Genomic DNA, 23,694 nt, shown 5'->3' with positions numbered 1-23,694 from the left:
CTCATCGGTATGAGTCTGAACGTTTGGGGGTTAGGCCTGAGCCATTATTCCCATTCAATCGTTGCTGGTGGCTTACCTGAAATATCGTAAACTACACGAGAAATACCGTTTACTTCATTAATGATACGGTTAGATACACGACCTAGGAAATCATAAGGTAGGTGTGCCCAATGCGCTGTCATAAAGTCGATAGTTTCAACTGCACGTAGTGATACAACCCAGTCGTACTTACGACCATCGCCCATTACGCCAACAGAGCGTACTGGTAGGAACACGGTAAATGCTTGGCTAACCTTGTTATAAAGGTCGGCTTTATGTAGCTCTTCGATAAAAATCGCATCGGCTAAACGTAGCAAGTCACAGTACTCTTTCTTTACTTCGCCAAGTACACGTACACCAAGACCTGGTCCTGGGAACGGATGACGATAAAGCATATTGTATGGAAGGCCTAACTCTAGACCTATCTTACGTACTTCATCTTTAAATAGTTCACGTAATGGCTCAACCAGACCCATTTCCATATCATCAGGCAAACCGCCAACGTTATGGTGAGACTTAATGCAATGTGCCTTGCCGGTTGCGCTACCTGCAGACTCAATCACATCTGGATAGATAGTGCCTTGAGCTAGCCATTTAGCGTTAACGCATTTCTTTGACTCTTCATCGAAGATTTCAACAAATACGCGGCCGATGATCTTACGCTTTGCTTCAGGCTCAGCTTCGCCAGCCATTGCATCTAAGAAACGGTTTTCAGCATCAACATGAACGATGTTTAGACCAAAATGATCACCAAACATCTCCATGACTTGCTCAGCTTCGTTAAGACGCAGTAGTCCGTTATCAACGAACACACAAGTTAGCTTATCGCCAATCGCGCGGTGTAGTAGCATAGCAACAACGGATGAATCCACACCACCAGATAGACCTAAGATAACTTCATCATCACCGATCTGAGCTTTTAAGCGCTCAATCGCATCTTCGATGATTGAAGCAGGTTTCCAGTTTGCAGCACAAGCACAAATTTCTAGAGCAAAATGCTCAAGCATGCGCTTACCTTGACGAGTGTGAGTCACTTCAGGGTGGAACTGAACGCCGTAGAACTGCTTATCTTCATTGGCCATAGCGGCAAACGGACAAGTTTCAGTTTTAGCAACGGCAACAAAACCTTCAGGAATTGCAGACACCTTGTCACCGTGGCTCATCCATACATCAAGTAGTGGCTTGCCCGTTTCGCTAACCGCATCTTCGATAGCTTTAAATAGTGCAGATTCAGTTTGTACTTCTACTTGAGCGTAACCAAACTCACCTTCACCCACACCTTGGATCACTTTACCGCCAAGCTGCTCAGACATGGTTTGCATGCCGTAACAAATACCGAGTACTGGTACGCCAGCGTTAAACACATATTCTGGAGCGCGTGGTGAGTTCTCAGCGGTAACACTTTCAGGGCCACCGGCTAAGATAATGCCGTTTGGAGCAAATTCACGAATTTGCTCTTCAGAAACATCCCAAGCCCAAAGTTCACAATACACACCGATTTCACGAATACGACGGGCGATCAGTTGAGTGTATTGCGATCCAAAATCTAAAATGAGGATCTTATGCTCATGAATGTTGCTCATGGGGTACCTTATGTCTATTTTTCTTCATTGTTAACTAACCAAGCAGTGAGTACTCTGCGAACCTTCTACTTGGCTTAATTTAAAGGCGACTTTATCTGTCGCCTTTAATATCTAAAAACTCTAATTAAGAACGAGGGCTATAGTTAGGCGCTTCTTTGCTGATAGTCACGTCGTGAACATGAGACTCGCCCATACCCGCTGCAGTGATTTTAACAAATTCCGCTTTCTCGTTTAGCTCTTTAATGGTTGCACAACCCGTTAGGCCCATGCATGAACGTAAACCGCCCATGTGCTGGTGAATGATCTCTTTTAGCTTACCTTTGTAAGCAACACGACCTTCAATACCTTCAGGTACTAGCTTGTCTGCAGCGTTATCACTTTGGAAATAACGGTCAGACGAACCTTGAGTCTGTGTCATTGCACCTAGTGAACCCATACCACGGTATGACTTATAAGCGCGGCCGTTATATAGCTCAGTTTCACCCGGAGCTTCTTCAGTACCAGCAAACATAGAACCCGCCATGATGCATGATGCACCCGCTGCTAATGCTTTAGCTAGGTCACCAGAGAAACGAATACCGCCATCGGCAATCACTGGGATATCAAGGTGTTTAACCGCAGCAGCAGCATCAGATACTGCTGTAATTTGTGGTACACCCACACCTGTTACGATACGAGTCGTACAGATAGAGCCAGGACCAATACCCACTTTAACTGCGTTTACGCCCGCTTCAACCAGTGCGATTGCACCTTCAGCCGTCGCGACGTTACCGCCCACAATCTGTAAGTCAGGATATTTAGCACGCGTATCACGAATACGTTGTAAAACGCCTTCTGAATGTCCGTGTGATGAGTCAATAAGCAAGATATCAACACCAGCGAGTACCAGTGCGTCAACACGCGCTTCGTTACCCGGGCCCGCACCAACAGCAGCGCCAACACGTAAACGACCTAACTCGTCTTTACATGCGTTTGGCTTACGCTCAGCTTTTTGGAAATCTTTTACTGTGATAAGGCCTTTAAGCTTGAAGTTATCATCAACAACCAAAACTTTCTCAACACGGTGAGAATGCATCAGCTTTTGAACTTCATCCAGTTTAGTCCCTTCTAGAACTGTCACTAGGCGCTCTTTAGGTGTCATCACTTGGTCAACCGTACGAGACCAGTCAGTGATAAAGCGTACGTCACGACCAGTAATGATACCCACTAATTCGTTAGCTTCGTTTACTACAGGGTAACCTGCGAAACCATTTTTCTCAGTCAATAACTTAAGATCGGCTAGTGTAGTAGTAGGAGTCACGGTCACTGGCTGCTGAACGATGCCCGCTTCGTAAATTTTTACTTTGCGAACTTCTTCAGCTTGTTGCTCAATCGTCATGTTTTTATGGATAAAACCTAAGCCACCTTCTTGCGCAATAGCAATTGCCAAGCGAGCTTCAGTAACAGTATCCATAGCAGCAGAAACGATCGGAGTATTCAACTCAATCTTATTCGTCAGGCGTGTTTTTAAAACAGCTGTATTTGGGAGGACGGTAGAGTGTGCCGGAACCAGCAACACATCATCAAAAGTTAACGCTTCTTTTTTCAATCTTAACATGCAACATCTCCCCAAGAGATTAGGAATTAGAGGTGAAATATTGCGGCGAGATTATACCTTGCATATATGGGTTGGTAAATGGAAAATAGACATTAATTCGCATTTGTGTGTAAAAAATTATGAAAACCCCAAAAAACGATGTTTATACCGTCTCTCGCCTCAATGGTGAAGTTAGACAACTTTTAGAGGGTCAGCTTGGCCGTATATGGCTAAATGCTGAAATTTCAAACTTTGCCGCACCGGGATCTGGCCATTGGTATTTAACGCTCAAGGACAATTTCTCCCAAATTCGTTGTGCCATGTTTAAGGGCCGTAACCAAGCCGTCACCTTTCGTCCTGCCAACGGCCAGCAAGTATTAGTTAAGGGCAATATCAGCGTTTACGAGCCCCGTGGTGACTACCAGCTGCTTATTGAGTCGATGCTGCCAGCAGGAGACGGTCTGCTAGCTCAGCAGTATGAAGCATTAAAGATGAAACTTGCCGCAGAAGGATTGTTTGCCAGCGACACTAAGCGGTCCCTGCCCGCAAATATCCAAAGAATTGGTGTGGTCACCTCACCCACTGGCGCGGCCATTCGCGACATCTTGCATGTACTGGCGCGCCGTGACGCCTCCATTGAAGTCATCATCTACCCGACTCCTGTGCAAGGCACAGACGCCGCAAAAAGTATTTGTGATGCCATCAACCTGGCTAACTCTCGTCGCGAGGTGGATGTATTACTGGTCACCCGTGGCGGCGGCTCATTAGAGGACTTATGGAGTTTTAACGACGAAGGCTTAGCGCATACCCTCTATAACAGCGGTATTCCTGTAGTATCGGCCGTCGGCCACGAAGTGGACATGACCATTAGTGATTATGTTGCCGACCTTCGCGCCCCGACCCCCTCTGCTGGCGCAGAGCTATTATCGAAAGATGCCGACAACAAGGCACAAAAGCTGTTATCGCAGTTATCGCGCCTAAAACAGAGCTGGCAGCATTATCAGTTAAAGAAGCAAAATCAACTGCAAGCTTGTGAACATCGCCTGCAAAAACAAGATCCGCAGCGCCGTCTGCAGATGTACGAGCAAAGCTTTGATGAGATGCAGCTGCGCCTACAACAAGCAATGCAAACCAAGTTACATGCTTATACCTTAAAGCAACAGAACCTAAGTAGCCGACTAGCCAGTCAGTCGCCGCAGCATAGGCTCGACCTTGAAGCCCAGCGTTTGAGTTATCTCAGTGCCAAGCTCAATGGTGCCATGATTGATAAGTTAAAGATGAGTGAGCAGCGCCTCGCCCACCGTGCGCAGCAGTTAGATACTGTGAGTCCGTTAGCCACACTCAGTCGCGGCTACAGCATCACCTTAACGGGTGAGGGAAAAGTGGTGCAATCACCGAGTGATACGTGTGTGGGGGATACGCTTACCACACGGTTACGTGATGGGAGTGTGACTTCCACTGTGGTTGAAGTGGGTTAACTTTACTTTGAAGTTAGATTCAAACTTCATTCGAAAATTTTTGTTCAAACGAAATTTTTGTTCAAACTTCGTTTGATAAAAGTTTGATAAAAAGTCGTGGCGCTTCGCCCCTTTATTTTGTTAAGAGTTAAGCTAAGGGGAAAGCGCTTGTTCCCCGCTCATTATTTGATAAGAATAAATCCTCAGCGCACTAGACGACTTATTTCCCTCGGCTATTTTAAAAATCGCTAACGCTTCATATTCGAGAGTTAACATTGCGGATAAGAACTCCCCCTCCTAACTAACCCTCCTCTATGGGCTCTCTCCTCACAACCTATCACTCAAATCACTCTAGTGGTGATTGATCTGCATCAATTAAATCACTCGACTCACTTGAGTTATCACCAATGTGTACGACTCTTAATATGGCTCCTGTGTAAAACAGGTATTTACAGATAATTTAAACATTTACATTTCACCGCCTCTTAGTCTCCCCCAAGAGATATACAAAAGGACTTGTATGAAAACTCAGCTCACAATTAGAAAAAAGATAATCATGATGGTTGCGCTCATCTTGACGCTTATTACAGTTTGCGGCAGCTACACCTTTTACTCCATATATCCCCTTTCCAAAAGCTGGAGCAGTTATCAAGAGCAAGTCTCCATGCGCCAACAGCTATTGATGAGTATTAAGGCAAACTTTGGCTATGGCGGAATGATCCACAATTTCAAGAACTATGTTTTGCGAGGACAAGATAAGTACCTACCAAAAATAGAAAATGACTTCAAAAACCTACTCGATGATATTGCAAAGTACCAGCTACTTGAAGGCGTAAGCCCACAAGAAAGCAAGGCTCTAGATTCAATCACTGAAGTTGCTAGTAACTATTATTCAAACAGCAAACGTATTAGTCATTTTTTTGCTGACGGGGAGTCACCACAATATGTCGATTCAGTAGCGAAGATAAGCGACAAGGCTGCATTAGAAGGCTTTGAAGTGCTCGATAAACATTATCAAGCACTCACACAGGAATACAGTTCGCGGATCAATGGAGCGATTAGCTCGGCGACAATGGCTACCGTTACCGGGCTCTTGCTGGTTGCATTGGTTATTACGTTTGTGCTGTTATGGCTTTATCGCTCACTTATTCCTCCACTACTGACACTCAATCAAACGATGACAGAGATAGCTGAAGGTGAAGGCGATCTTAGCGTAAGAATAGAGGTGGAAAAAGATGACGAATTAGGTGGCGTTGCCAAAGCATTTAACCTGTTCGTATCTAAGCTCGAAGTGATTATCGCCGAAGAAAAGAAGATTATCGCTCAGATAAACTCCAGCGCCGAAGACTTACAAGAAGTCACGCAAAGCAGTAACAGTGCCATTGAATCTCAACTCAGTAATACCGAGATGCTTGCCACCGCGATTAATGAGATGACAGCGACGGTTCAAGACGTTGCAGAAAATGCCGTGATGGCGTCAGACGCCGCAGTAAAGGTTAATACCAGCGCCCATGAGGGGCATAGGGCTGTCAACAATACGGTAGAACAGATCCTTAATGTACACCAGCATATCGACCAAGCATCAAACGTGATCCACGAAGTGAACAAGGCATCAGAAAATATCGATCAGGTACTAAACGTCATATCGGGTATTGCCCAACAAACCAATCTTTTAGCATTGAATGCTGCCATCGAAGCAGCTAGAGCCGGTGAATCAGGACGCGGTTTCGCCGTGGTTGCCGATGAAGTTAGGGGATTAGCACAGAGAACCTCAACCTCGCTTGAGGATATCAAGCAGATAATTGAGCAGTTGCAAACCGGTGCCAATAGCGCTGTCGCGTCAATAGAGCTTGGTGTAAATGAAGCATCTAACGCCTCTGAAATCGCTAGAGTTGCAGGCACAAGCATCGATGGCATCGTTGAATCAATTCAATCGGTTGAGAGTATGAACTTGCAAATAGCGACGGCAACAGAGGAACAAAATACCGTTGCCGAAGAGATGAACAAAAGTGTACACGATATCTCGACCATGACGTCATCAATTTATGATGGTTCGCAGCAGATCTCAAAGCAGAGCCATAATTTAGCGCAGACGACCAAGAGGTTAAAACAGCTAGTTGGCAGCTTTAAGACTCAAGTTAGTTAATGACGTTAGGTTCAAACTTCATTTGAAGAGTTTTGCCCCAAAGCAGCTTAACCTTTGAGTGAAGCTTGGTTACATTCATTCTTGGGGTGGTGCTACATACTAGTGTGTTTGAACTAGTAACTTCATGGTTACTAATCGCCTGCCGCGTGCTTATGTGCAGATACTGCAGCTTCATGCTTATCAATCGGCGGGGGCGGAACTGGATGTCCGAATGTCGTGATCACGTGGTTATTAATGCTCCATACATGGATAACCATGAAGGCCACCCATAATTATTTCATTTACTAGAATTAAAAATCCAGCCAACGATTATGGGTGTCACAGTTAATCGGCGCTACACAAGAACTTAACTACTCTGTAGCTGATTTTTTTTTATCTTGGGATGAAGCATCAAATTTTGCTTTCACCTTACGCACAGATTCGGCTTTACGTATTGTCTCAGGAACTGGACGCGGCAGAAGTAGGTTAACCATTAGCGCAGTCAAACCTCCAGCAATCGCTGGTGTTCCAAGCATTTTTTGCAGCATAGGCGGAAGCAGAGAAATTGCATCAGGTACAAACGCTGCGCCTAATGCGACCCCAATAGAGACCGAAATAATCATACTTTCACGGCGATCAAGTTTAACTTGGGTGATAATTCCTATTCCTGCAGCGGCCACTGTACCAAATAGGATTAATGTCGCCCCGCCTAAAATAGGCTTAGGCAATGAGGTAAAAATGATAGAAATCACCGGAAATAGGCCGAAGATAATCAGCAGCGTTGCAACAAATAGTCCAACCTTACGACTGGCCACGCCAGTCATCTGAATCACGCCATTGTTCTGGCTAAATGCAGTCAGAGGAAATGCGTTAAAAACCGATGCGATAGCGGAGACCACGCCATCTGCAAGTACCCCTCCGGAGATCCTTTGATTGTATTCTTTGCCCATTAGGGGTCTGTTACAAAGCATACAAGTCGCAGTTAACGCACCAACGGCTTCAATAATCACGACTAGATAGACAAAACCAATAAGAAAGAAAGCTTGCCAATCTATTTGAAACAGACCGAACTTGAAGGGGGCTGGTATGTTATACAGAGGTACATTGGAAAAAGCGCTAAAATCGGTTTTTCCCATATAGAGCGCGACTAAATAGCCAAGGGCCATACCCAAGATGATGGCGCTCATCCTGACATACTGACTGCGGCTACGGAAGAAAAGTAAAATACTGACAAGTACTATAAAGCCTAGCATCAGATTTTCTATAGAGCCGAATGAGCCGTCAAGTTTACTGGCATAGCCGCCAGCAAAGTCTGTCATCCCGACTTCAACTAAAGATATGCCTATCAACATCACTGTGATGCCAGAGACTGTCGGCGATATGACTTTACGTAGCATTGGCAATAAGCGGCTGGCAAATATAGTGACAAATGAGCCTGCAAATAGCACCCCAAAGATGGTGCTCAACATCTGATCTTGGCTCATACCCGCAGCCAAAAATGAGGTGCCGATTGAGATAATTGTTGCAGGATAGGCAAAGCTTGTGGCCTGAACTGTCAGTAGACCTGAGCCAATAAACCCACCAAGACGCTTTACCTGCACAAAGGTACCAATGCCTGACATAAATAGTGACATACTCACTAAGTAGGTGACATTCTCAGGACTTAGATTGAGTGCACTACCAATTAGAATTGGCGGTGTCGCCACACCAACAATCATGGCGAGCAAATGCTGCATAGCGGCAAATAGTGATGATAAGAAGGGCGGTTTGCTATCAAGGCCGTAGGCTAACTCGATACTGGTAGATTGGGTATTGTCCATAATTGACCTTAAATATCTGGCTGACTCTAGGCAGAGTCACATATAAAAATTAAGGTAGGAAAAACAAGTAATGTGATGCTGATTTAGTATTAGCACTAAATAAACAGGGCTTTCCTCCTCTATGTGACAGTTGCGATAGTGGCCCAATCAATTCATCCACCCGCCGGAAACTGGTTGGTTTCCCTTTAGAAACCATTAATATTTGATTACATTGTGTGCAGCAATTAAGTCAATTGCATTGATAAAGATCAAGAACTTGGTTGCTTATAATTCAGTTTGATCACATTTTTAATGTGTTTATTGTATTTTAATTTTCAACTGTGTGCCTAACTCTGAGTTTGAGTTTGTAACTAGTTCCAATGATAGTAGAAGGCAATCATATTAGATATGTGGTCATTCAGAGGGAGGTCAAAGCCCTTTAGGTAAGGCGGATACATTCATTGCCACTCATGATAAAAATAACATACTCACCAAAACTTAACCCTATAGAGTAATTATGGAGTTGGTTACGACAATACCATCTGTTCAATCGTAATTTTCAAGTTGAAATAAACTAAAATGAAGAAGCCCATAATTTAGGGCTTCTTATTATTCATCCTAATAGTTGCAGCAAAGGTTTTACAACCCCTTATATACAAAAAGTTAAGCTACATACTCAGCCAGCTCATAATGCCTGTTACCGCTACTTAGGAGGGAAGCTCTTCAACATGGCTGCAACGGCTTGATTAACAGCCTCAACACGTTCATCTGGCGTATTTTCATTTTGAATAGTATCAGCGACGGTACCACGCCAAATTAATTTACCCGATGCTCTATCGACCATATCTAAGATTAATGTGCCCACATTATATTCGCGAACAATCGTTTGCGTATTCATTGCAGGACTCATACCCCAATTATAACCATAGCCATATGGGTTGTAACCATACCCATATGGGTTGTAACCATAATTAGTATTAAAGGTATCTACATCAATTTGCTTATCAACCTTGGTTAAATAATTGACTAATACATCAGCAGTCGCAGCATTAGTAAGCTTAATGCCTTTTAGTGAAAGTTGATTATCTACCGCTGTACGCACACGTTGGTCCATCAACCCATCTAACTGATAGCTGTTGTCATCGGTTTTTCTCTCAACCCAAGCAAAGGTTTTAATATCGCTGAAATTAAAACTTGGATCATAATCCGAATCCGCTCTCATAGAACTGCACGCGCTAAGCGAACCAAGGGACAATACTATTAACAATAATTGGACGACTTTCATACTCACTCCGTAAAATTGATAGAACACCCACACTTTAGTTAATGCCACCAACATCCGCAACACTACAAGTCAATATATCTCTGTTAATACGCGATTTTCTTATCGCCTGTAAATACATTTAACCAAGTGTTTTGATTACGTTAATTTAACGTCAAGTTATTTAACCAAGCCTCTGACCGTTTAAATAATACTCTAAGATAAAAAAGACTGTCCGTAACTGAATTGCGAGCAAGCCAATAATACTAATTGCATTAAATATTTAATCAATTCAGAAGCACTCAAGCTTTTCAATTCAAGGCGCATGGACGACAGAATGGTTATTCCCTTGTGAGTCGATGCAAAGCAGAAGTGGAATACTTGAGCGCTTCCCACAGAATGAACAGATACTTAATGCAATTGGTATAAAAATAACAAATTAAAATCAACTCAATATATAAACAAAAAAGGAACCCTGAGGTTCCTTTTGTAAATTACTTTAACTATTTGCTAATCAGCAAAAGAGTTAATCCTTATTCTTATCGCGAATATGGCCAACCATACGCTTACGACGTCGCTCTTGGCTCACAGTAAGCTTCTTGGTGTTCAAGCCCTCAAACGGGTTGCCACCTTCTTGGAAGCGTAACTGGATTGGCGTACCAATCACCTTCAATGAACGACGGAAGTAGTTCATCATATAACGCTTGTAAGAGTCTGGAAGCTTCTTAACCTGGTTACCGTGTACAACCACGATTGGAGGGTTGTAACCACCAGCGTGAGCGTATTTAAGCTTAACACGGCGACCGTTAACCAACGGTGGCTGGTGATCGTCTTGAGACATCTGCATGATACGAGTCAGCATTGATGTACTTACACGGCGCGTCGCACTGTCATACGCTTCTTCGATTGACTCAAACAAGTGACCCACACCAGTACCGTGCAGTGCAGAGATAAAGTGAATACGGGCGAAATCGATAAAGCCTAAACGGCGATCAAGTTCAGTCTTCACTCTGTCTTTAACATTCTGATCAATACCGTCCCACTTGTTAACGGCAATAACCAATGCGCGGCCCGCGTTTAGCACGAAACCTAATAGACCTAAGTCTTGCTCAGCAATACCTTCACGGGCATCGATAACCAGCAATACCACGTTACTGTCTTCAACCGCTTTAAGGGTCTTAATCACCGAGAATTTCTCAACGGTTTCATGCACCTTGCTACGACGACGAACACCTGCGGTGTCAATCAATACGTACTCACGGCCTTGACGTTCCATAGGAATGTAAATACTGTCGCGAGTCGTGCCAGGCTCGTCATAAACTACAACGCGCTCTTCACCTAAGATACGGTTAGTTAACGTTGACTTACCTACGTTTGGCTTACCAATGATAGCAAGCTTAATTGGCAAGTCTTGCAGACGTTTCTGCTCAGCTTCCGCTTCTTCTTCGGTGAACTCACGCTCTTCTTCGTCATCATCACCGTCTTCTTGCTTAACGATACCCATCGCTTCTGCGTATGGCGCTAAAGAATACTCGATCATGTTGGTCACGCCGCGGCCCTGAGCCGCAGCCATTTGGTAAACTTCACCTAGACCTAATGACCAAAATTCGGCACAAGCTGAATCCGCATCGATACCATCAACCTTGTTAGCAACAACAAAGGTGGTTTTTTCACGGCTACGTAAATGTTGAGCAATCGCAAGATCGGCAGCAGTTAGACCAGCACGGGCATCGGTAAGAAACAGCACAACATCCGCTTCTTCAATTGCCGCTAGAGATTGCTCGGCCATGCGAGTTTCAATCCCTTCTTCGGTGCCGTCGATACCGCCAGTATCAACTACGATAAACTCATAACCTGCAAGATGTGCTCGGCCGTATTTACGATCCCGAGTTAGCCCAGGAAAGTCAGCGACAAGCGCATCTCTAGTACGGGTAAGTCGGTTAAAAAGGGTCGACTTACCAACGTTTGGTCGCCCTACAAGGGCCACAACAGGAATCATTTAATTGCCTCTATTACTCTATTTCTAATAACTAAAAAGCCCCCAGATACACATCCAGGGGCCTTATCATCTCTAACGACTTGGCTTACGGAAGTGTTACTCGAACCACTTGTCCACCACGAGTCTGCACATATAGGTTGTCATTAACGACCAATGGCTGACTGTATAAACCAGAGCTATCGACTTCTACACGTCCAACAATTTGACCGTCAGACTTATTTAAGAAGTGAAGATACCCCTCAAAATCACCCACTACCACGTAATCTTTAAACACGACTGGCGCGGTTAAATTACGGTTAGCAAGTTCTGCATTATTCCATAACTCTAGACCATTTCGTCTATCAACAGAATAAATGCGGCTGTGATCGTCGACCACAAATAGGCTTGCGCCCGAATAAGCCAGTTCATGGAAGCTTGAATAACTACGTGACCAAACGATACGGCCTGTACGCATTTCCATTGAAACTAGATTACCATTATAACTAACAGCGTATAGATTTTCGCCTACTAACAACGGCTTCATATCAACATCGGCCATACGCGAGAACTCATTGCCTCCCGATGGCGTGTAGATAGCTTGCTCCCAAGCAGCTTGACCATTGTTTTTAATCACTACGGCAATTTTACCATCAGCAGTGCCAACAAAGAATCCACCGGCTTCATATGAAGCTGAACCTGTACCACGTAGGGTCAGGGTGGGGAGTTGATTCTCATAAACCCACTGCAGAGTACCATCTTCCACGTCAAACGCTTCTAAGGTACCCGCACCAGTGTTGACCACAACGACGTCTTCACCAACCGTAGGTGCCGATAACAGCTCACCACCGGCAATAACATGCCAAACGGCTTCACCTGTCGCTTCATCAAATGCTGCTAACAGGCCGCTTTCTCCACCCACAAATACCTTGTTACGTGCAGCGGTAACACCGCCTGCCAAACGTGCGCCTTTGTTTTTGGCTAGAGCATTATCTCTAAATGCAGAGCTAAAGTCATTTTGCCAAACACGTTCACCCGTTACTTCATCGAATGCTTCGACCTTACCGTAACGGTCCGCAACGAACAGTTTGTCATAACGAGCTTCTGGACGCAGACGAGAATAATAATCGCCTACCCCATCACCCACATTCGCACTCCAGCTAACTTCAGGGAACACGCTAGCTTCAATCTCGCTAAGTGGTGTGATCGGCTCTTCTTCCACATCACTAGATGAACAGGCCGATAACATGCCTATGCTCATGCCACATGCGAGCAGTGTTTTGCACCAAGACTTCATGGGCAGATTCCTTATGCCTTGTTCAGATTATCAAGCTTCATTTGTAATGCTGGACTCGTCATAGTGCCACCATTGTCTACCGCAGTTTGATAGGCAACCTTTGCCTTTTCTGTTTCACCTTGGCGTACTAAGAAATCACCTTTTAGCTCATCTCTTTGAGCTACTGATGCTGGATCGGTAATTTGATCAAGCGTGGTAATTGCTGTCGCGTATTGACCTTTCTCAGCTTGCACACGTGCTAAACGCATCGTTGCAATAAGCACAATGCTGTTATCAACATTGGTTGCAATCACGGTCTTTAGCGTAGTCTCTGCTTTATCTAAATCGCCGGCTTCCACTGCTGATTTTGCTACTAATAGCTCAAGTAGTGACTGATAACCTTTTTGACCGTGCTCTTTAGCGAAGTTTTCTGCAGCGCCTAACATAGCTGCATCTGAGCTATTTTGGTTGCTCAACGCTTGGAATGACTCAGAAGCGGCTTCAGCTTGAGCCACTTGATAGTCAGAATAATAGTTCCAACCGAATAATCCACCTAAACCGACAACGGCGCCAACAACAACTGATGTGCCGTAATCTTTCCAGAACTGTTTGATAGCATCTACTTGTTGCTCTTCTGTGCTATAGATTTCCACTTAGTCTTCCCCTTTTAAATCAGTTCTGCAATATAAGTCGCCAACGCATCACGGGCAACTAATTCTTGTGCTTTATCTTCGCGAAGATGCTTCACTGCGACTTGGTTATTGGCAAGTTCATCTTCGCCAATCACTAGCGCAACAGTGGCACCACTCTTATCGGCACGCTTCATCTGCTTCTTAAAGTTACCGCCACCACAATGGCTCATCACTTTAGCAGTTGGCAAGCTTGCTCTTAGCTCTTGAGCGATCTTAATCGCTTCAACGCGGCAATTGTCACCCATTGCTGTCACGTAGACGTCGACGCTTGGACCAATGTCCTTGTCTAGTTCAAGTGTTTCTAGCAGTAATACGATGCGCTCAAGGCCCATTGCAAAACCTACAGCTGGAGTTGGCTTACCGCCAAGCTGACCCACAAGCCCGTCGTAACGTCCACCGGCTAAAACTGTGCCTTGTGAACCTAAGCTTGATGTGACCCACTCAAAAACCGTGCGATTATAATAATCTAAACCGCGCACTAGGCGAGGATTGATTGTGTATTGGATACCGACAGCCTCTAAGAGTTCACATAAATGTGAGAAATGTGAGCGCGTGTCTTCACCAAAGTAGTCCATTAACACTGGGGCATCGGCCAAAAGCGCCTGTACATCGGCATTTTTAGAATCGAGTACACGTAATGGGTTGCTGTACATACGACGCTGACTATCTTCGTCTAACACCTCTTTGTGTTGCTCTAAGAAAGCAATTAAGGCATCACGGTAAGCGGCGCGTTCTTCAACATCACCTAAGGTATTTAGCTCTAAGGTCACATGCTCGGTAATACCGAGTTTTTCCCATAGCTTGGCAGATAGCATTAAGACTTCTGCATCGATATCAGCCGTTGGGATGCCATAGACTTCAACACCAAACTGGTGGAATTGACGGTAACGACCTTTTTGAGGGCGTTCGTGGCGGAACATTGGGCCCATATACCAAAGACGCTGCTCTTGGTTGTATAATAAACCGTGCTCATTACCCGCGCGAACAGTTGAGGCAGTGCCTTCTGGACGCAGCGTTAAGCTGTCACCGTTTCTATCTTCAAAGGTATACATCTCTTTTTCAACGATATCAGTCACTTCACCGATAGAGCGCTTAAAGAGATCTGTACTTTCAACGATAGGAGTACGAATTTCGCTGTAACCGTATGAACCCACAGTCTCACGTAATACGGTTTCAAGTTTTTGCCATAAAGGACTTTGAGTAGGCAGAATGTCATTCATTCCGCGAATCGCTTGGATCTGTTTTGCCACTATTCGACTCGTCAAATTTGCTATATAAAATTAAAAAACGCCTCACATTATAGGCGTTTCGAGACTAAACGTACAACAGGTGCATTCACCCATAAAAAATCACAAGCACGCAGAGGCGGCTTGTGATGATATTGTACTTACTTATTTAAATCTTGCGCCGGAATACGACTTGCAACTATCGCCGCTTTCGCGCGAATTTTCGCTTCTAACGAATCAACAATATTATTGTTGTCAAAACGCTCTTTTTGGCGCACGCCATCGTCGTAATAACCACTCATGCGGTTACCACCGGTCAAACCGATATCTGACACCAGTGCTTCACCAGGGCCATTCACCACGCAACCTATAATCGATACGTCCATTGGCGTCACGATATCTTCAAGACGTTGCTCAAGCTCATTCACTGTTGAAATCACATCAAATTCTTGGCGCGAGCACGATGGACAAGCAATAAAATTAATACCGCGCGAGCGAATACGTAAAGATTTCAAAATATCGAAGCCAACTTTGATCTCTTCTACCGGATCGGCAGCAAGAGAGATCCGCAAAGTGTCACCGATACCATCAGCCAGTAACATACCTAGACCCACAGCTGATTTAACCGAACCTGCACGAGCACCGCCCGCTTCGGTAATACCAAGATGCAGTGGTTGTATAATTTGTTTAGCCAATAAACGATATGACTCAACGGCCAAGAATACATCTGATGCTTTAACACTGACCTTGAACTGGTCGAAGTTTAGACGGTCTAGAATATCCACATGGCGCATTGCCGATTCAAGCAAAGCTTCTGGCGTTGGCTCTTTATATTTGTCCATCAGATCTTTCTCTAATGAACCGCCATTAACACCGATACGAATGGGAATATTTTTATCACGCGCGCATTCAACTACGCTGCGTATACGCTCTTCGTTACCAATGTTACCTGGGTTAATACGCAAGCAATCCACACCGTACTCAGCCACTTTAAGTGCGATACGGTAATCAAAATGGATATCGGCGATCAACGGGATATTGGTTTGCTGCTTGATAAACTTAAAAGCTTCTGCTGCATCCATTGTTGGAACTGAAACGCGAACAATGTCAGCACCGACTTTCTCTAACGCCTTAATTTGCGCAACCGTTGCTTCAACATCTGTAGTGCGAGTATTGGTCATCGACTGCACCGCAATTGGCGCACCATCACCAATAGGTACATTACCGACATAAATTCGGCTTGATTTGCGTCTGATAATTGGAGATTCGTTATACATCGTCTTTGTGCTCTGTGATCTGTTATTGTCCAGCGTGTGGCAATGTCATTTTTGCCACCTTACCGCTAGGATACTGATCCAAACTAATGGATTTACCGTTTAGTTGGATGTTAACAACTTGAGGGGCTCCTAAGGTCACCGAAAACGGCTCAGCCCCTTTGAGATTAATTTCGCTGCCCGATTTTTTAAGGTCACTGACCAATACGTTACCATTGCCATCGGTCACTTTTATCCAGCAGTCACCTGTTAAGGATAGCGTAAGGGTCGAACCCAAGACCTTATCTTCACTCTCAGCAGACGCTTGAGCGTTAGGTTCTATCTGGGCTGGCTCAGTCGCCTGCGTTGCTGCTGGTGACTGAGTTGTTTGTGACTGTTCATTAGAGGCCGCAGTTGGCGCATCTTGAGCAGTGCTAACTGCACTTTCAGCTGGCTCTTCACTCGAGGATGCCATTTGCTCGACACCAGAATCGCTGTTATCGACTAATAATGCATCTATAGGGTTGGCAAGACCGACTTCTGCAGAAGCGGCAACCTCTTCTGCGGTTGGCTGTGAATAATCTACAGCGGAATCCATAGAGGACTTTTGAAACCACCAAAGTACCATCAGGCCAAGTAACACAAATACGATAATATAAGTGAGAGCCATTAAGCGGCCATCACGAGCCTGATGTGTGGTCTTACGCGAAAAACTCTGCATTGACGGTTTTTCTTCACTCTCAAGCTGCTTATCTAAGCATTCTTGTACCGTGAACGGGTCTGCTTGGACTGCACGAGCATAGTTTTTCACATAGCCTCGCACATAAGTCGCAGCACCCACTGCTTGTAAATTATCAGCCTCAATCTCTTGAATGATAGTAGGGCGCAAATGCAATTGTGATGCTATAGCCTCTATCGACAAGCCCTTACTTTCTCGGGCTGTTTTTAGCAAAACGCCCAGTGTGAGCGTCGGCTCATCCACTAGGCTTTCGTTGTCTACATTGGGCTCTTGATTCTGTTCATTTTTCATTAATGCATACTAGCCCGATATTGTTTGGCCTGAATCGACTGCGGAAACTTTGCCAGTAATAAGATACCAAATCGTCTTACCGCATCTGCGTCATTCAAACCTTGTTCAATTTTAATCCCGAGCGACAGACTGGTTGCAGACTCTGCCGCTACCCTATGGTAACGAGATAACTGTTCTCTAGCATCAACATACTCACCCTCTTCTAAATCGATCTCAGTGAGTTCAATAAGAGAGGTACGTCGTCTAGAGTCGTACTGCAGCGCCATTGCAAAATATTTTTTCGCTTGGCTAATTTTACCCGCTTTACGGCTACAAATACCTAAATTTTCATAGGTGGACGCCGAGCGAGTATACAGAGGTTGATCAACCGCTTTGAGAAACATCTTTTCTGATTCAGCATATTTACCCTGCTGACACAAAAATGCACCGAAGTTATTGTACGAGTCACCCGTGGCGTCACTCGCATTTATCGCTTTTCTGTATGCTTGTTCTGTTTTCTCTAGTTCACCTACGGATTGATAGTAATAAGCAAAGGCAATATGAACTTCTTCCAAATTTGGAGCAAAAGCCAACGCTCGATCGAGGTTCGCTTTGGCTTGTTCACTATTACCTTTTTGTAGATAGGTTAAACCGAGCTGTATCCGCTGACGTGCAGCAGAAACCTTATCGACTTTTCGTTCAGAGACAGGGATATCGGTCCCTGCATAGGTATCTTGGGTCACGCACCCCGTTGTCACCATAGATGACAATATTAATACCAGTGGCAACACCACCTTACTCTGATTCATTGTTGCGCCCATCTACCTGTAGATACAAAGAGTTAGTTCATTGTGACTGAAATTTGGCTCTCTTGCATTTGTTTTTTCGCTAAACGCTTGGTTCTATCGCGAATATCACCGGCTAGCTGGCCACATGCTGCATCGATATCATCGCCGCGGGTCTTACGCACGATAACCGTAAGACCATATTCCATCAATACTTTCGAGAATCTATCGATACGAGAATTAGATGAACGCCCGTATGGAGAACCAGGATAAGGATTAAATGGGATCAAGTTTACCTTACAAGGGGTATCTTTCATCAACTTGGCCAGCTCATGCGCTTGGTCGGTGCTGTCATTAATGTGATCGAGCATGACATATTCAACCGTCACTCTACCACGGTTAGCATTCGACTTAGCAATATAGCGGCGAATCCCCCCAAGGAACTCTTCTAAAGGATACTTTTTGTTAACTGGCACTAATACATCACGCAGCTCATCATTAGGCGCGTGGATACTCACGGCTAATGCGACATCAAGTGCATCACCGAGTTTATCTAATGCAGGAACAACGCCTGATGTTGATAGCGTTACGCGGCGCTTAGATAGACTAAAACCAAAGTCATCAAGCATGATATCCATCGCAGGGATAACGTTCTTTAGGTTAAGCAGTGGCTCGCCCATGCCCATCATAACGACGTTAGTAATCGGACGCTCGCCAGTATCTTTAACGAAACCGATAAAGTCGGCAACACGCCAAATCTGGCCAACGATTTCAGCAACAGTCAGGTTACGGTTAAAGCCTTGCTGCGCTGTAGAGCAGAAAGTACATTCAAGCGCACAACCGACTTGTGACGATACGCACAAGGTTGCACGGTCATCTTCTGGGATGTAAACCGTTTCAACTTCTTGGCCATCACCTACATTGATGGCGAACTTAATCGTGCCATCAACTGACTTTTGGTAGCTTGATATTTCAGGTGCGACAATTTCACATTTAGCGGCAAGCTTTGCTCGCAACACTTTGTTAATATTGGTCATCTCTTCGAAGTCACTAACGCCAAAATGATAAATCCATTTCATCAATTGATCAGCACGAAACGGTTTTTCACCCATTTCGGTAAATAGCACTCTTAATGCTTTACGATCAAGATCCAATAAATTGATCTTCTTTTCACTCATTTTGTCTAACCTCAAAAAACCTAAAACCTGCTTGCGGGCGGCGAATTATACAGATCTTAACAAATATTAGCCAGCAGGCTATCACCAAAGTTAAAAACCTGTGCTAGAATCCGCCCAGATTAATTTTGGTCTGCCATTTGGAGGTGTAATTTCACCTTTATGATAACTCTTATCATTATAATATTTGTCGCGATTACTGTCTCTTTTCTTTGTAGTGTATTTGAAGCTGTATTGCTTTCTGTTACACCAAGCTATATTGCCTCGTTAACAAAAACCAACCCAGCTGCTGCTAACAGGTTACGTAAGCAAAAAGAGAACGTTGAATCTCCTCTCGTTTCAATCCTTACGCTAAACACTATCGCACACACCGTTGGTGCTGCTGTTGCTGGTGCGCAAGCTGCTAAGGTATTTGGCGATGAGATGCTAGGCGTATTTTCTGGTGTTCTTACCTTCTTAATTCTCTTCTTCTCAGAGATCATTCCTAAAACTTTAGGTGCAAACTATTGGCGCTCACTGGCTCCAACCGTATCTATCGCATTGGTTTGGATGGAACGTAGTACTTTACCTCTCATTTGGATGTCTAATCAGGTTACTAAGCTGATGGGCAAAGGGGATGAAGGTCAGTATATTCGTCAAGAGATGAGTGCAATGGCTGAGATCGGCCGCGCATCTGGAGAGCTTGATGAGCAAGAGTCGAAGATTTTAACTCAAATGCTGTCAGTTAAAGAGATGCCTGTAACCGCCATCATGACTCCAAGAACAGTCATGTTTAGATTACCTACTGACTTGACTCAAGATGAGTTTGCCCAGCGATTCATGGCCAAGCCATTTACCCGAATTCCTGTCTATGATGAAGATCCAGATAATATTATTGGTTACGTCAATAGAAACGATATTTTGCTTGCTGAACGCTCGACGCCAAAAGAATCAATTGCAGTACTAAAGAGAAGTTTATTGGTTATCCCTGAGACAGCCAAAATCCTACCTCTTTTTGAGCTAATGATTAAGCGAAATACCAAGATTGCGATGGTAGTTGATGAATATGGTTCTAACGAAGGTATTGTTACCTTAGAAGATATCGTTGAGTCTCTATTAGGCCTTGAAATTGTCGATTCGAATGACCCTGTGGCAGACATGCAGCAATTTGCTCGTAAGCTATGGAGTCGCCGAATGAAAGATAAAGGCATCGTGTTATCTGATGATGGCGATTTCGAAAAAGAAAAAAGCTAAATTTAGCTAACTGAATTGAAAAAAGGGAGCTTAGCTCCCTTTTTTAATCTCTTGCGTTAACGGATGCGTCTATCCGGCATTCAGCCAGCCCCCAACTCAACGCCAAAAGAGTTAGATTAAAACTCGTTAACCCTGCCCGACTATACAAAGTTGACGTATTAATAGTCGTATCGCTCATGCTATACTCCTCGTTTGGTCCAGAGGAATAAGATGACAACAGCACAGTCCACTATCGCGCAATACAAGCTAAAGCTTGCTCATATCAACGATACCCACTCTCACTTCGATGCAAACCGTATTCAATTTACGATTTATGAGCAACAAAAAGAGCTGACTCTTTATAGCCATACTGGTGGTTACGCCCGTATCGCCTATCAGCTTAAACAAGCAAAATTAGCCGCCAAAGACAATCAACAGAGTTTTCTATTTCTGCACGGTGGCGACAGCTTTCAGGGCACCCTTTACTTCAATGAGTTTAAGGGCAAAGCTAACTCTGACCTGTTGAATATGCTTCAACCAGACGCAATGGTGCTCGGCAATCATGAAATTGATGCGGGTAATGAACCAGTACTCGACTTTCTCAATGATATTCACTTTCCACTGTTAGCTGGCAATATGGATCTTAGCCAAGAATGCCAGCAAAAGTGCGCGCGTCTCGCAAATCACCCTAAGCTGCTCGACTTAGAACCACTGACCCAAACGGCAAAAGTGTTGCTAAAGCCACTACAAGATAAGCAAGTGGCTATTATTGGTATCACCTTAGATCAGATGACTGAAATTGCTCAGCCAGATGATGATACCCACTTTGTCAGTGCTATCGAAACCGCTCGTCGCAGTGTAGCCAAGCTAAAAGCCGATGGCATAGACCATATTGTCGTGTTGAGCCATTTAGGACTCGATCAAGATAGAGTGCTAGCCAAAGAGGTCGATGGCATTAGCGTTATCGTTGGTGGTCACTCACATACACTGCAAGGTGACTTTCGCGCCCTTGGCTTATCTAATATGCCCTACGGTGAACGCATCAATAACACCGCGATATTGCATGCAGGTAAGTATGCCGAAACCTTGGGCATAGCCGATATTACCTTCGATGCCAATGGCAACGTGACCAGCCTATCAGGTGGCAATTACTTCATGTTAGATGAGCAATTTATTTTGCAAGCATCTGACGATGTGAGTCCGCAAGATTACCTCAACGTGAGACAAACATTGAAGTCTCACCCTCTTATATTATGGGATGATGAAGATAGCCAAGTACAAGCTCGGATCTTGCAAAAGTATCGCCCTAGCCTAGATGCATTAAATAATAAAATCTTGGGTTTTGTTCCCAGAAACTTAGTCCATACTCGCCTACCGAGCAAAGCCTTACCTCACGGCAGTGAAATTGCGCCTTGGGTGAGTCGTAGCATGTATCAAGAAACCCGTGAACTGGGTATTCAAGTTGATTTCGCGCTTCATAATGCTGGCGGAGTACGTCAATCGCTTGATAAAGGTGAGCTGAGTTTAGCCGAAGTATTGGGCCGCATTCTACCTTTTGACATCCCGCTGGTGACGTATGAGATCCAGGGGCAATATCTATTTCAGATACTTGAGTCAGCGATTAATGGCGCAACCAATAATAGTGTGATCGGCACTGGCGCCGGCAGTTTCCCCTACACTTATGGCTTGAAATACTTTTACGATGGCCGGCTAGCATTGGGTCAACGCATTATTAAGCTTGAAGTATTGCATATAGAAGACGGAAAACAGTTATGGTTACCTCTTGATGCCGACGCCTATTACACCGGAGTGTCATCGTCTTACACAGCGTCAGGCAAAGAGGGCTATTTTCCTATCTTGCAAGCGAATTGGCAGCGTGATGTTGAGGGCTTAAGTCTTCCCGGAGCCTTTACCCGTTTTATCAGCAAGGCGCAGACCTTAGATGAAGTGCTAGAGCCTCAGGTTCATTACACTAGCCATAATCACTTGCAGATATAACACAAGCAAAAAAACTGACGTTACGAGCAAGGGCAGAACCTTTTTGCCCTGCCCTTAAGCTGTACTTAAATGAGTGCATAGAAATAGAAGTTAAAAATATGCTTAAACCAGTGCTTTACTCATGCTGAAGTTCACTAACACTTGTTCACCCCGTTGATGGCTATTTTGACGTGTAGCGTGAAATCCAAATCGCTCAAAAAATGGCTTAGCTAAATAAGAAGCCTCTACCGTTAATTGCACCAAGCCTATCGATAATGCTTTGGCTTCAAGTACCTGATATAAATTACTCGCAGCTCCCACCCCGGTATAGTCTGGATGAACAAATAGGCAATCTATTTCCGCGCTGAGAACAATTCCTCCATTGCTCTTTGCTGATTCGACACTCTTAGCAAAATCAAATCCGCTAACACGTTTTAAATTTATAAAACCTATAACCTTTTGCTCAATTTCTGCGACCCAAGTATAAGTCCCCGCTAAACGCTCAAGCCAAATTTGCTCACTGCGTATTTTGGGCGACCAGGCTGCACGTTGCTGCTCATTATAGTGGGAACTTGAACCTTGATTGACACTTAAATGAAACACTTGGGCTAGCTGTGAGGCATCTTTATCGGAAAACGGACGTATAATACTCACTGTTGTCATCTTTTAAGTCCTTCTATGTTTCTATGCTGCTATGCTGGCTTACCTAACTCAATTTGGTTGCGAGCTTTAGTGGCTTACTTTAGAGGATTTGTTATATGGCAGATTTTAACACCTTGCTCATGTAATACCCCATGATCACAACGCCGCGCTTCTCTTGATAACTGCGATGACGAAGCTTAAACCCCATAGACGCAAATAACGACTTAGACAGTTTTGATGCATCGACAAATAATTCATCATACTCATGCTCAATTGCCCATAAGGCTAATGCGCTATAGAGTCGCTTTGCTACACCTCGTCCTTGATAATCTGGATGTACATAAAGGCTATCGATATAGCCACGGCTGTTAAAGTCAGTTTCTAGGTTGATAAAGCCACAGCAAAAAGCACGACCCGACGCTAACCGTTGTTCGTCAATCATTAACCATGTTTGAGACCGCGACAGACGCTTATGCCAGTGATAACTCGAACGTGGCGCAAACGACCAAGCCGTTCTTTCCTCGGCACTATAAACATCATCACTTATCTGGTTGATAGCGATGTGCGCGACCACAGACACCTCGGCAGCATATTCTTTTCGATAAGGGATGAGTTTCAGCATTAATCATGTT

General features: G+C 44.4%; 18 protein-coding genes. 4 read left to right on the top strand and 14 right to left on the bottom strand.

Going from position 1 to position 23,694, the window contains the following annotated elements; translation table 11 throughout:
- Positions 1 to 44: 44 nt before the first annotated feature.
- Both guaA and guaB read right to left on the bottom strand, forming a co-directional pair.
- Positions 45 to 1,622, bottom strand: coding sequence for a glutamine-hydrolyzing GMP synthase (gene guaA, locus SHAL_RS07085; protein ID WP_012276484.1), 1,578 nt, complete (start codon positions 1,620 to 1,622; stop codon positions 45 to 47).
- A gap of 124 nt (positions 1,623 to 1,746) precedes the next feature.
- On the bottom strand, positions 1,747 to 3,219 hold the full coding sequence (guaB, locus tag SHAL_RS07080; protein WP_012276483.1) for an IMP dehydrogenase: 1,473 nt from the start codon (positions 3,217 to 3,219) through the stop codon (positions 1,747 to 1,749).
- Positions 3,220 to 3,338: 119 nt separating this feature from the next.
- Here guaB and xseA point away from each other — a divergent pair, with 119 nt between their 5' ends.
- Entirely contained in the window at positions 3,339 to 4,676 is a 1,338-nt protein-coding gene (gene xseA, locus SHAL_RS07075) for an exodeoxyribonuclease VII large subunit (RefSeq protein WP_012276482.1), read from the top strand.
- A gap of 535 nt (positions 4,677 to 5,211) precedes the next feature.
- A complete protein-coding gene (locus SHAL_RS07070; protein ID WP_190273626.1) occupies positions 5,212 to 6,801 on the top strand; it encodes a methyl-accepting chemotaxis protein in 1,590 nt (529 codons plus the stop codon).
- Positions 6,802 to 7,151: 350 nt separating this feature from the next.
- Here SHAL_RS07070 and SHAL_RS07065 read toward each other — a convergent pair whose 3' ends face one another.
- The 10 genes from SHAL_RS07065 to rlmN all read right to left on the bottom strand — a co-directional run bounded on the left by SHAL_RS07065 (position 7,152) and on the right by rlmN (position 19,234).
- Entirely contained in the window at positions 7,152 to 8,600 is a 1,449-nt protein-coding gene (locus SHAL_RS07065; protein WP_012276480.1) for a nucleobase:cation symporter-2 family protein, read from the bottom strand.
- 682 nt (positions 8,601 to 9,282) lie between these two features.
- Positions 9,283 to 9,864: a DUF4136 domain-containing protein gene (locus tag SHAL_RS07060; RefSeq protein ID WP_012276479.1), complete on the bottom strand. Its 582-nt coding sequence runs from the start codon at positions 9,862 to 9,864 to the stop codon at positions 9,283 to 9,285.
- Between the two features lie 502 nt (positions 9,865 to 10,366).
- Positions 10,367 to 11,839: a ribosome biogenesis GTPase Der gene (gene der / locus SHAL_RS07055; protein ID WP_012276478.1), complete on the bottom strand. Its 1,473-nt coding sequence runs from the start codon at positions 11,837 to 11,839 to the stop codon at positions 10,367 to 10,369.
- A gap of 85 nt (positions 11,840 to 11,924) precedes the next feature.
- Complete coding sequence (gene bamB / locus SHAL_RS07050) at positions 11,925 to 13,112, bottom strand: outer membrane protein assembly factor BamB (protein ID WP_012276477.1); 1,188 nt, start codon at positions 13,110 to 13,112, stop codon at positions 11,925 to 11,927.
- An 11-nt stretch (positions 13,113 to 13,123) separates the two neighbouring features.
- Positions 13,124 to 13,744, bottom strand: a complete 621-nt coding sequence (locus tag SHAL_RS07045; protein WP_012276476.1) for a YfgM family protein — start codon at positions 13,742 to 13,744, stop codon at positions 13,124 to 13,126.
- Between the two features lie 14 nt (positions 13,745 to 13,758).
- On the bottom strand, positions 13,759 to 15,033 hold the full coding sequence (hisS, locus tag SHAL_RS07040) for a histidine--tRNA ligase (protein ID WP_012276475.1): 1,275 nt from the start codon (positions 15,031 to 15,033) through the stop codon (positions 13,759 to 13,761).
- 137 nt (positions 15,034 to 15,170) lie between these two features.
- Positions 15,171 to 16,286, bottom strand: coding sequence for a flavodoxin-dependent (E)-4-hydroxy-3-methylbut-2-enyl-diphosphate synthase (gene ispG, locus SHAL_RS07035; protein ID WP_012276474.1), 1,116 nt, complete (start codon positions 16,284 to 16,286; stop codon positions 15,171 to 15,173).
- 22 nt (positions 16,287 to 16,308) lie between these two features.
- Positions 16,309 to 17,292: a RodZ domain-containing protein gene (locus tag SHAL_RS07030; RefSeq protein ID WP_012276473.1), complete on the bottom strand. Its 984-nt coding sequence runs from the start codon at positions 17,290 to 17,292 to the stop codon at positions 16,309 to 16,311.
- Positions 17,292 to 18,080, bottom strand: a complete 789-nt coding sequence (gene pilW / locus SHAL_RS07025) for a type IV pilus biogenesis/stability protein PilW (protein ID WP_041415894.1) — start codon at positions 18,078 to 18,080, stop codon at positions 17,292 to 17,294. The genes SHAL_RS07030 and pilW overlap by 1 nt, the downstream gene beginning before the upstream one ends.
- A 32-nt stretch (positions 18,081 to 18,112) precedes the next feature.
- A complete protein-coding gene (gene rlmN, locus SHAL_RS07020) occupies positions 18,113 to 19,234 on the bottom strand; it encodes a dual-specificity RNA methyltransferase RlmN (protein WP_012276471.1) in 1,122 nt (373 codons plus the stop codon).
- A 159-nt stretch (positions 19,235 to 19,393) separates the two neighbouring features.
- On the opposite strand from rlmN, the gene SHAL_RS07015 reads away from it, so the two are divergent.
- A complete protein-coding gene (locus SHAL_RS07015) occupies positions 19,394 to 20,464 on the top strand; it encodes a CNNM domain-containing protein (protein WP_012276470.1) in 1,071 nt (356 codons plus the stop codon).
- A gap of 210 nt (positions 20,465 to 20,674) precedes the next feature.
- On the top strand, positions 20,675 to 22,441 hold the full coding sequence (locus SHAL_RS07010; RefSeq protein ID WP_012276469.1) for a bifunctional metallophosphatase/5'-nucleotidase: 1,767 nt from the start codon (positions 20,675 to 20,677) through the stop codon (positions 22,439 to 22,441).
- A gap of 102 nt (positions 22,442 to 22,543) precedes the next feature.
- Here SHAL_RS07010 and SHAL_RS07005 read toward each other — a convergent pair whose 3' ends face one another.
- Positions 22,544 to 23,083 carry a GNAT family N-acetyltransferase gene (locus tag SHAL_RS07005; protein ID WP_012276468.1) on the bottom strand — a complete coding sequence of 180 codons (540 nt, stop codon included), beginning with the start codon at positions 23,081 to 23,083 and terminating at the stop codon, positions 22,544 to 22,546.
- Between the two features lie 91 nt (positions 23,084 to 23,174).
- Entirely contained in the window at positions 23,175 to 23,684 is a 510-nt protein-coding gene (locus SHAL_RS07000) for a GNAT family N-acetyltransferase (RefSeq protein WP_012276467.1), read from the bottom strand.
- Positions 23,685 to 23,694: the final 10 nt, after the last annotated feature.

Origin of the sequence: Shewanella halifaxensis HAW-EB4, assembly GCF_000019185.1 — a bacterium.
In the GTDB taxonomy this organism is placed as follows: domain Bacteria; phylum Pseudomonadota; class Gammaproteobacteria; order Enterobacterales; family Shewanellaceae; genus Shewanella; species Shewanella halifaxensis.
The sequence above is the reverse complement of the archived record's forward strand: the minus strand, read 5'-3'. Positions and strand labels throughout refer to the sequence as shown.

Excerpts from the sequence above, each read along its gene's own strand:
- guaA (WP_012276484.1), bottom strand. The coding sequence starts at position 1,622 with ATGAGCAACATTCATGAGCATAAGATCCTCATTTTAGATTTTGGATCG.
- guaB (WP_012276483.1), bottom strand. The coding sequence starts at position 3,219 with ATGTTAAGATTGAAAAAAGAAGCGTTAACTTTTGATGATGTGTTGCTG.
- xseA (WP_012276482.1), top strand. The coding sequence starts at position 3,339 with ATGAAAACCCCAAAAAACGATGTTTATACCGTCTCTCGCCTCAATGGT.
- SHAL_RS07070 (WP_190273626.1), top strand. The coding sequence starts at position 5,212 with ATGATGGTTGCGCTCATCTTGACGCTTATTACAGTTTGCGGCAGCTAC.
- SHAL_RS07065 (WP_012276480.1), bottom strand. The coding sequence starts at position 8,600 with ATGGACAATACCCAATCTACCAGTATCGAGTTAGCCTACGGCCTTGAT.
- SHAL_RS07060 (WP_012276479.1), bottom strand. The coding sequence starts at position 9,864 with ATGAAAGTCGTCCAATTATTGTTAATAGTATTGTCCCTTGGTTCGCTT.
- der (WP_012276478.1), bottom strand. The coding sequence starts at position 11,839 with ATGATTCCTGTTGTGGCCCTTGTAGGGCGACCAAACGTTGGTAAGTCG.
- bamB (WP_012276477.1), bottom strand. The coding sequence starts at position 13,112 with ATGAAGTCTTGGTGCAAAACACTGCTCGCATGTGGCATGAGCATAGGC.
- ispG (WP_012276474.1), bottom strand. The coding sequence starts at position 16,286 with ATGTATAACGAATCTCCAATTATCAGACGCAAATCAAGCCGAATTTAT.
- SHAL_RS07030 (WP_012276473.1), bottom strand. The coding sequence starts at position 17,292 with ATGAAAAATGAACAGAATCAAGAGCCCAATGTAGACAACGAAAGCCTA.
- pilW (WP_041415894.1), bottom strand. The coding sequence starts at position 18,080 with ATGAATCAGAGTAAGGTGGTGTTGCCACTGGTATTAATATTGTCATCT.
- rlmN (WP_012276471.1), bottom strand. The coding sequence starts at position 19,234 with ATGAGTGAAAAGAAGATCAATTTATTGGATCTTGATCGTAAAGCATTA.
- SHAL_RS07015 (WP_012276470.1), top strand. The coding sequence starts at position 19,394 with ATGATAACTCTTATCATTATAATATTTGTCGCGATTACTGTCTCTTTT.
- SHAL_RS07010 (WP_012276469.1), top strand. The coding sequence starts at position 20,675 with ATGACAACAGCACAGTCCACTATCGCGCAATACAAGCTAAAGCTTGCT.
- SHAL_RS07005 (WP_012276468.1), bottom strand. The coding sequence starts at position 23,083 with ATGACAACAGTGAGTATTATACGTCCGTTTTCCGATAAAGATGCCTCA.
- SHAL_RS07000 (WP_012276467.1), bottom strand. The coding sequence starts at position 23,684 with ATGCTGAAACTCATCCCTTATCGAAAAGAATATGCTGCCGAGGTGTCT.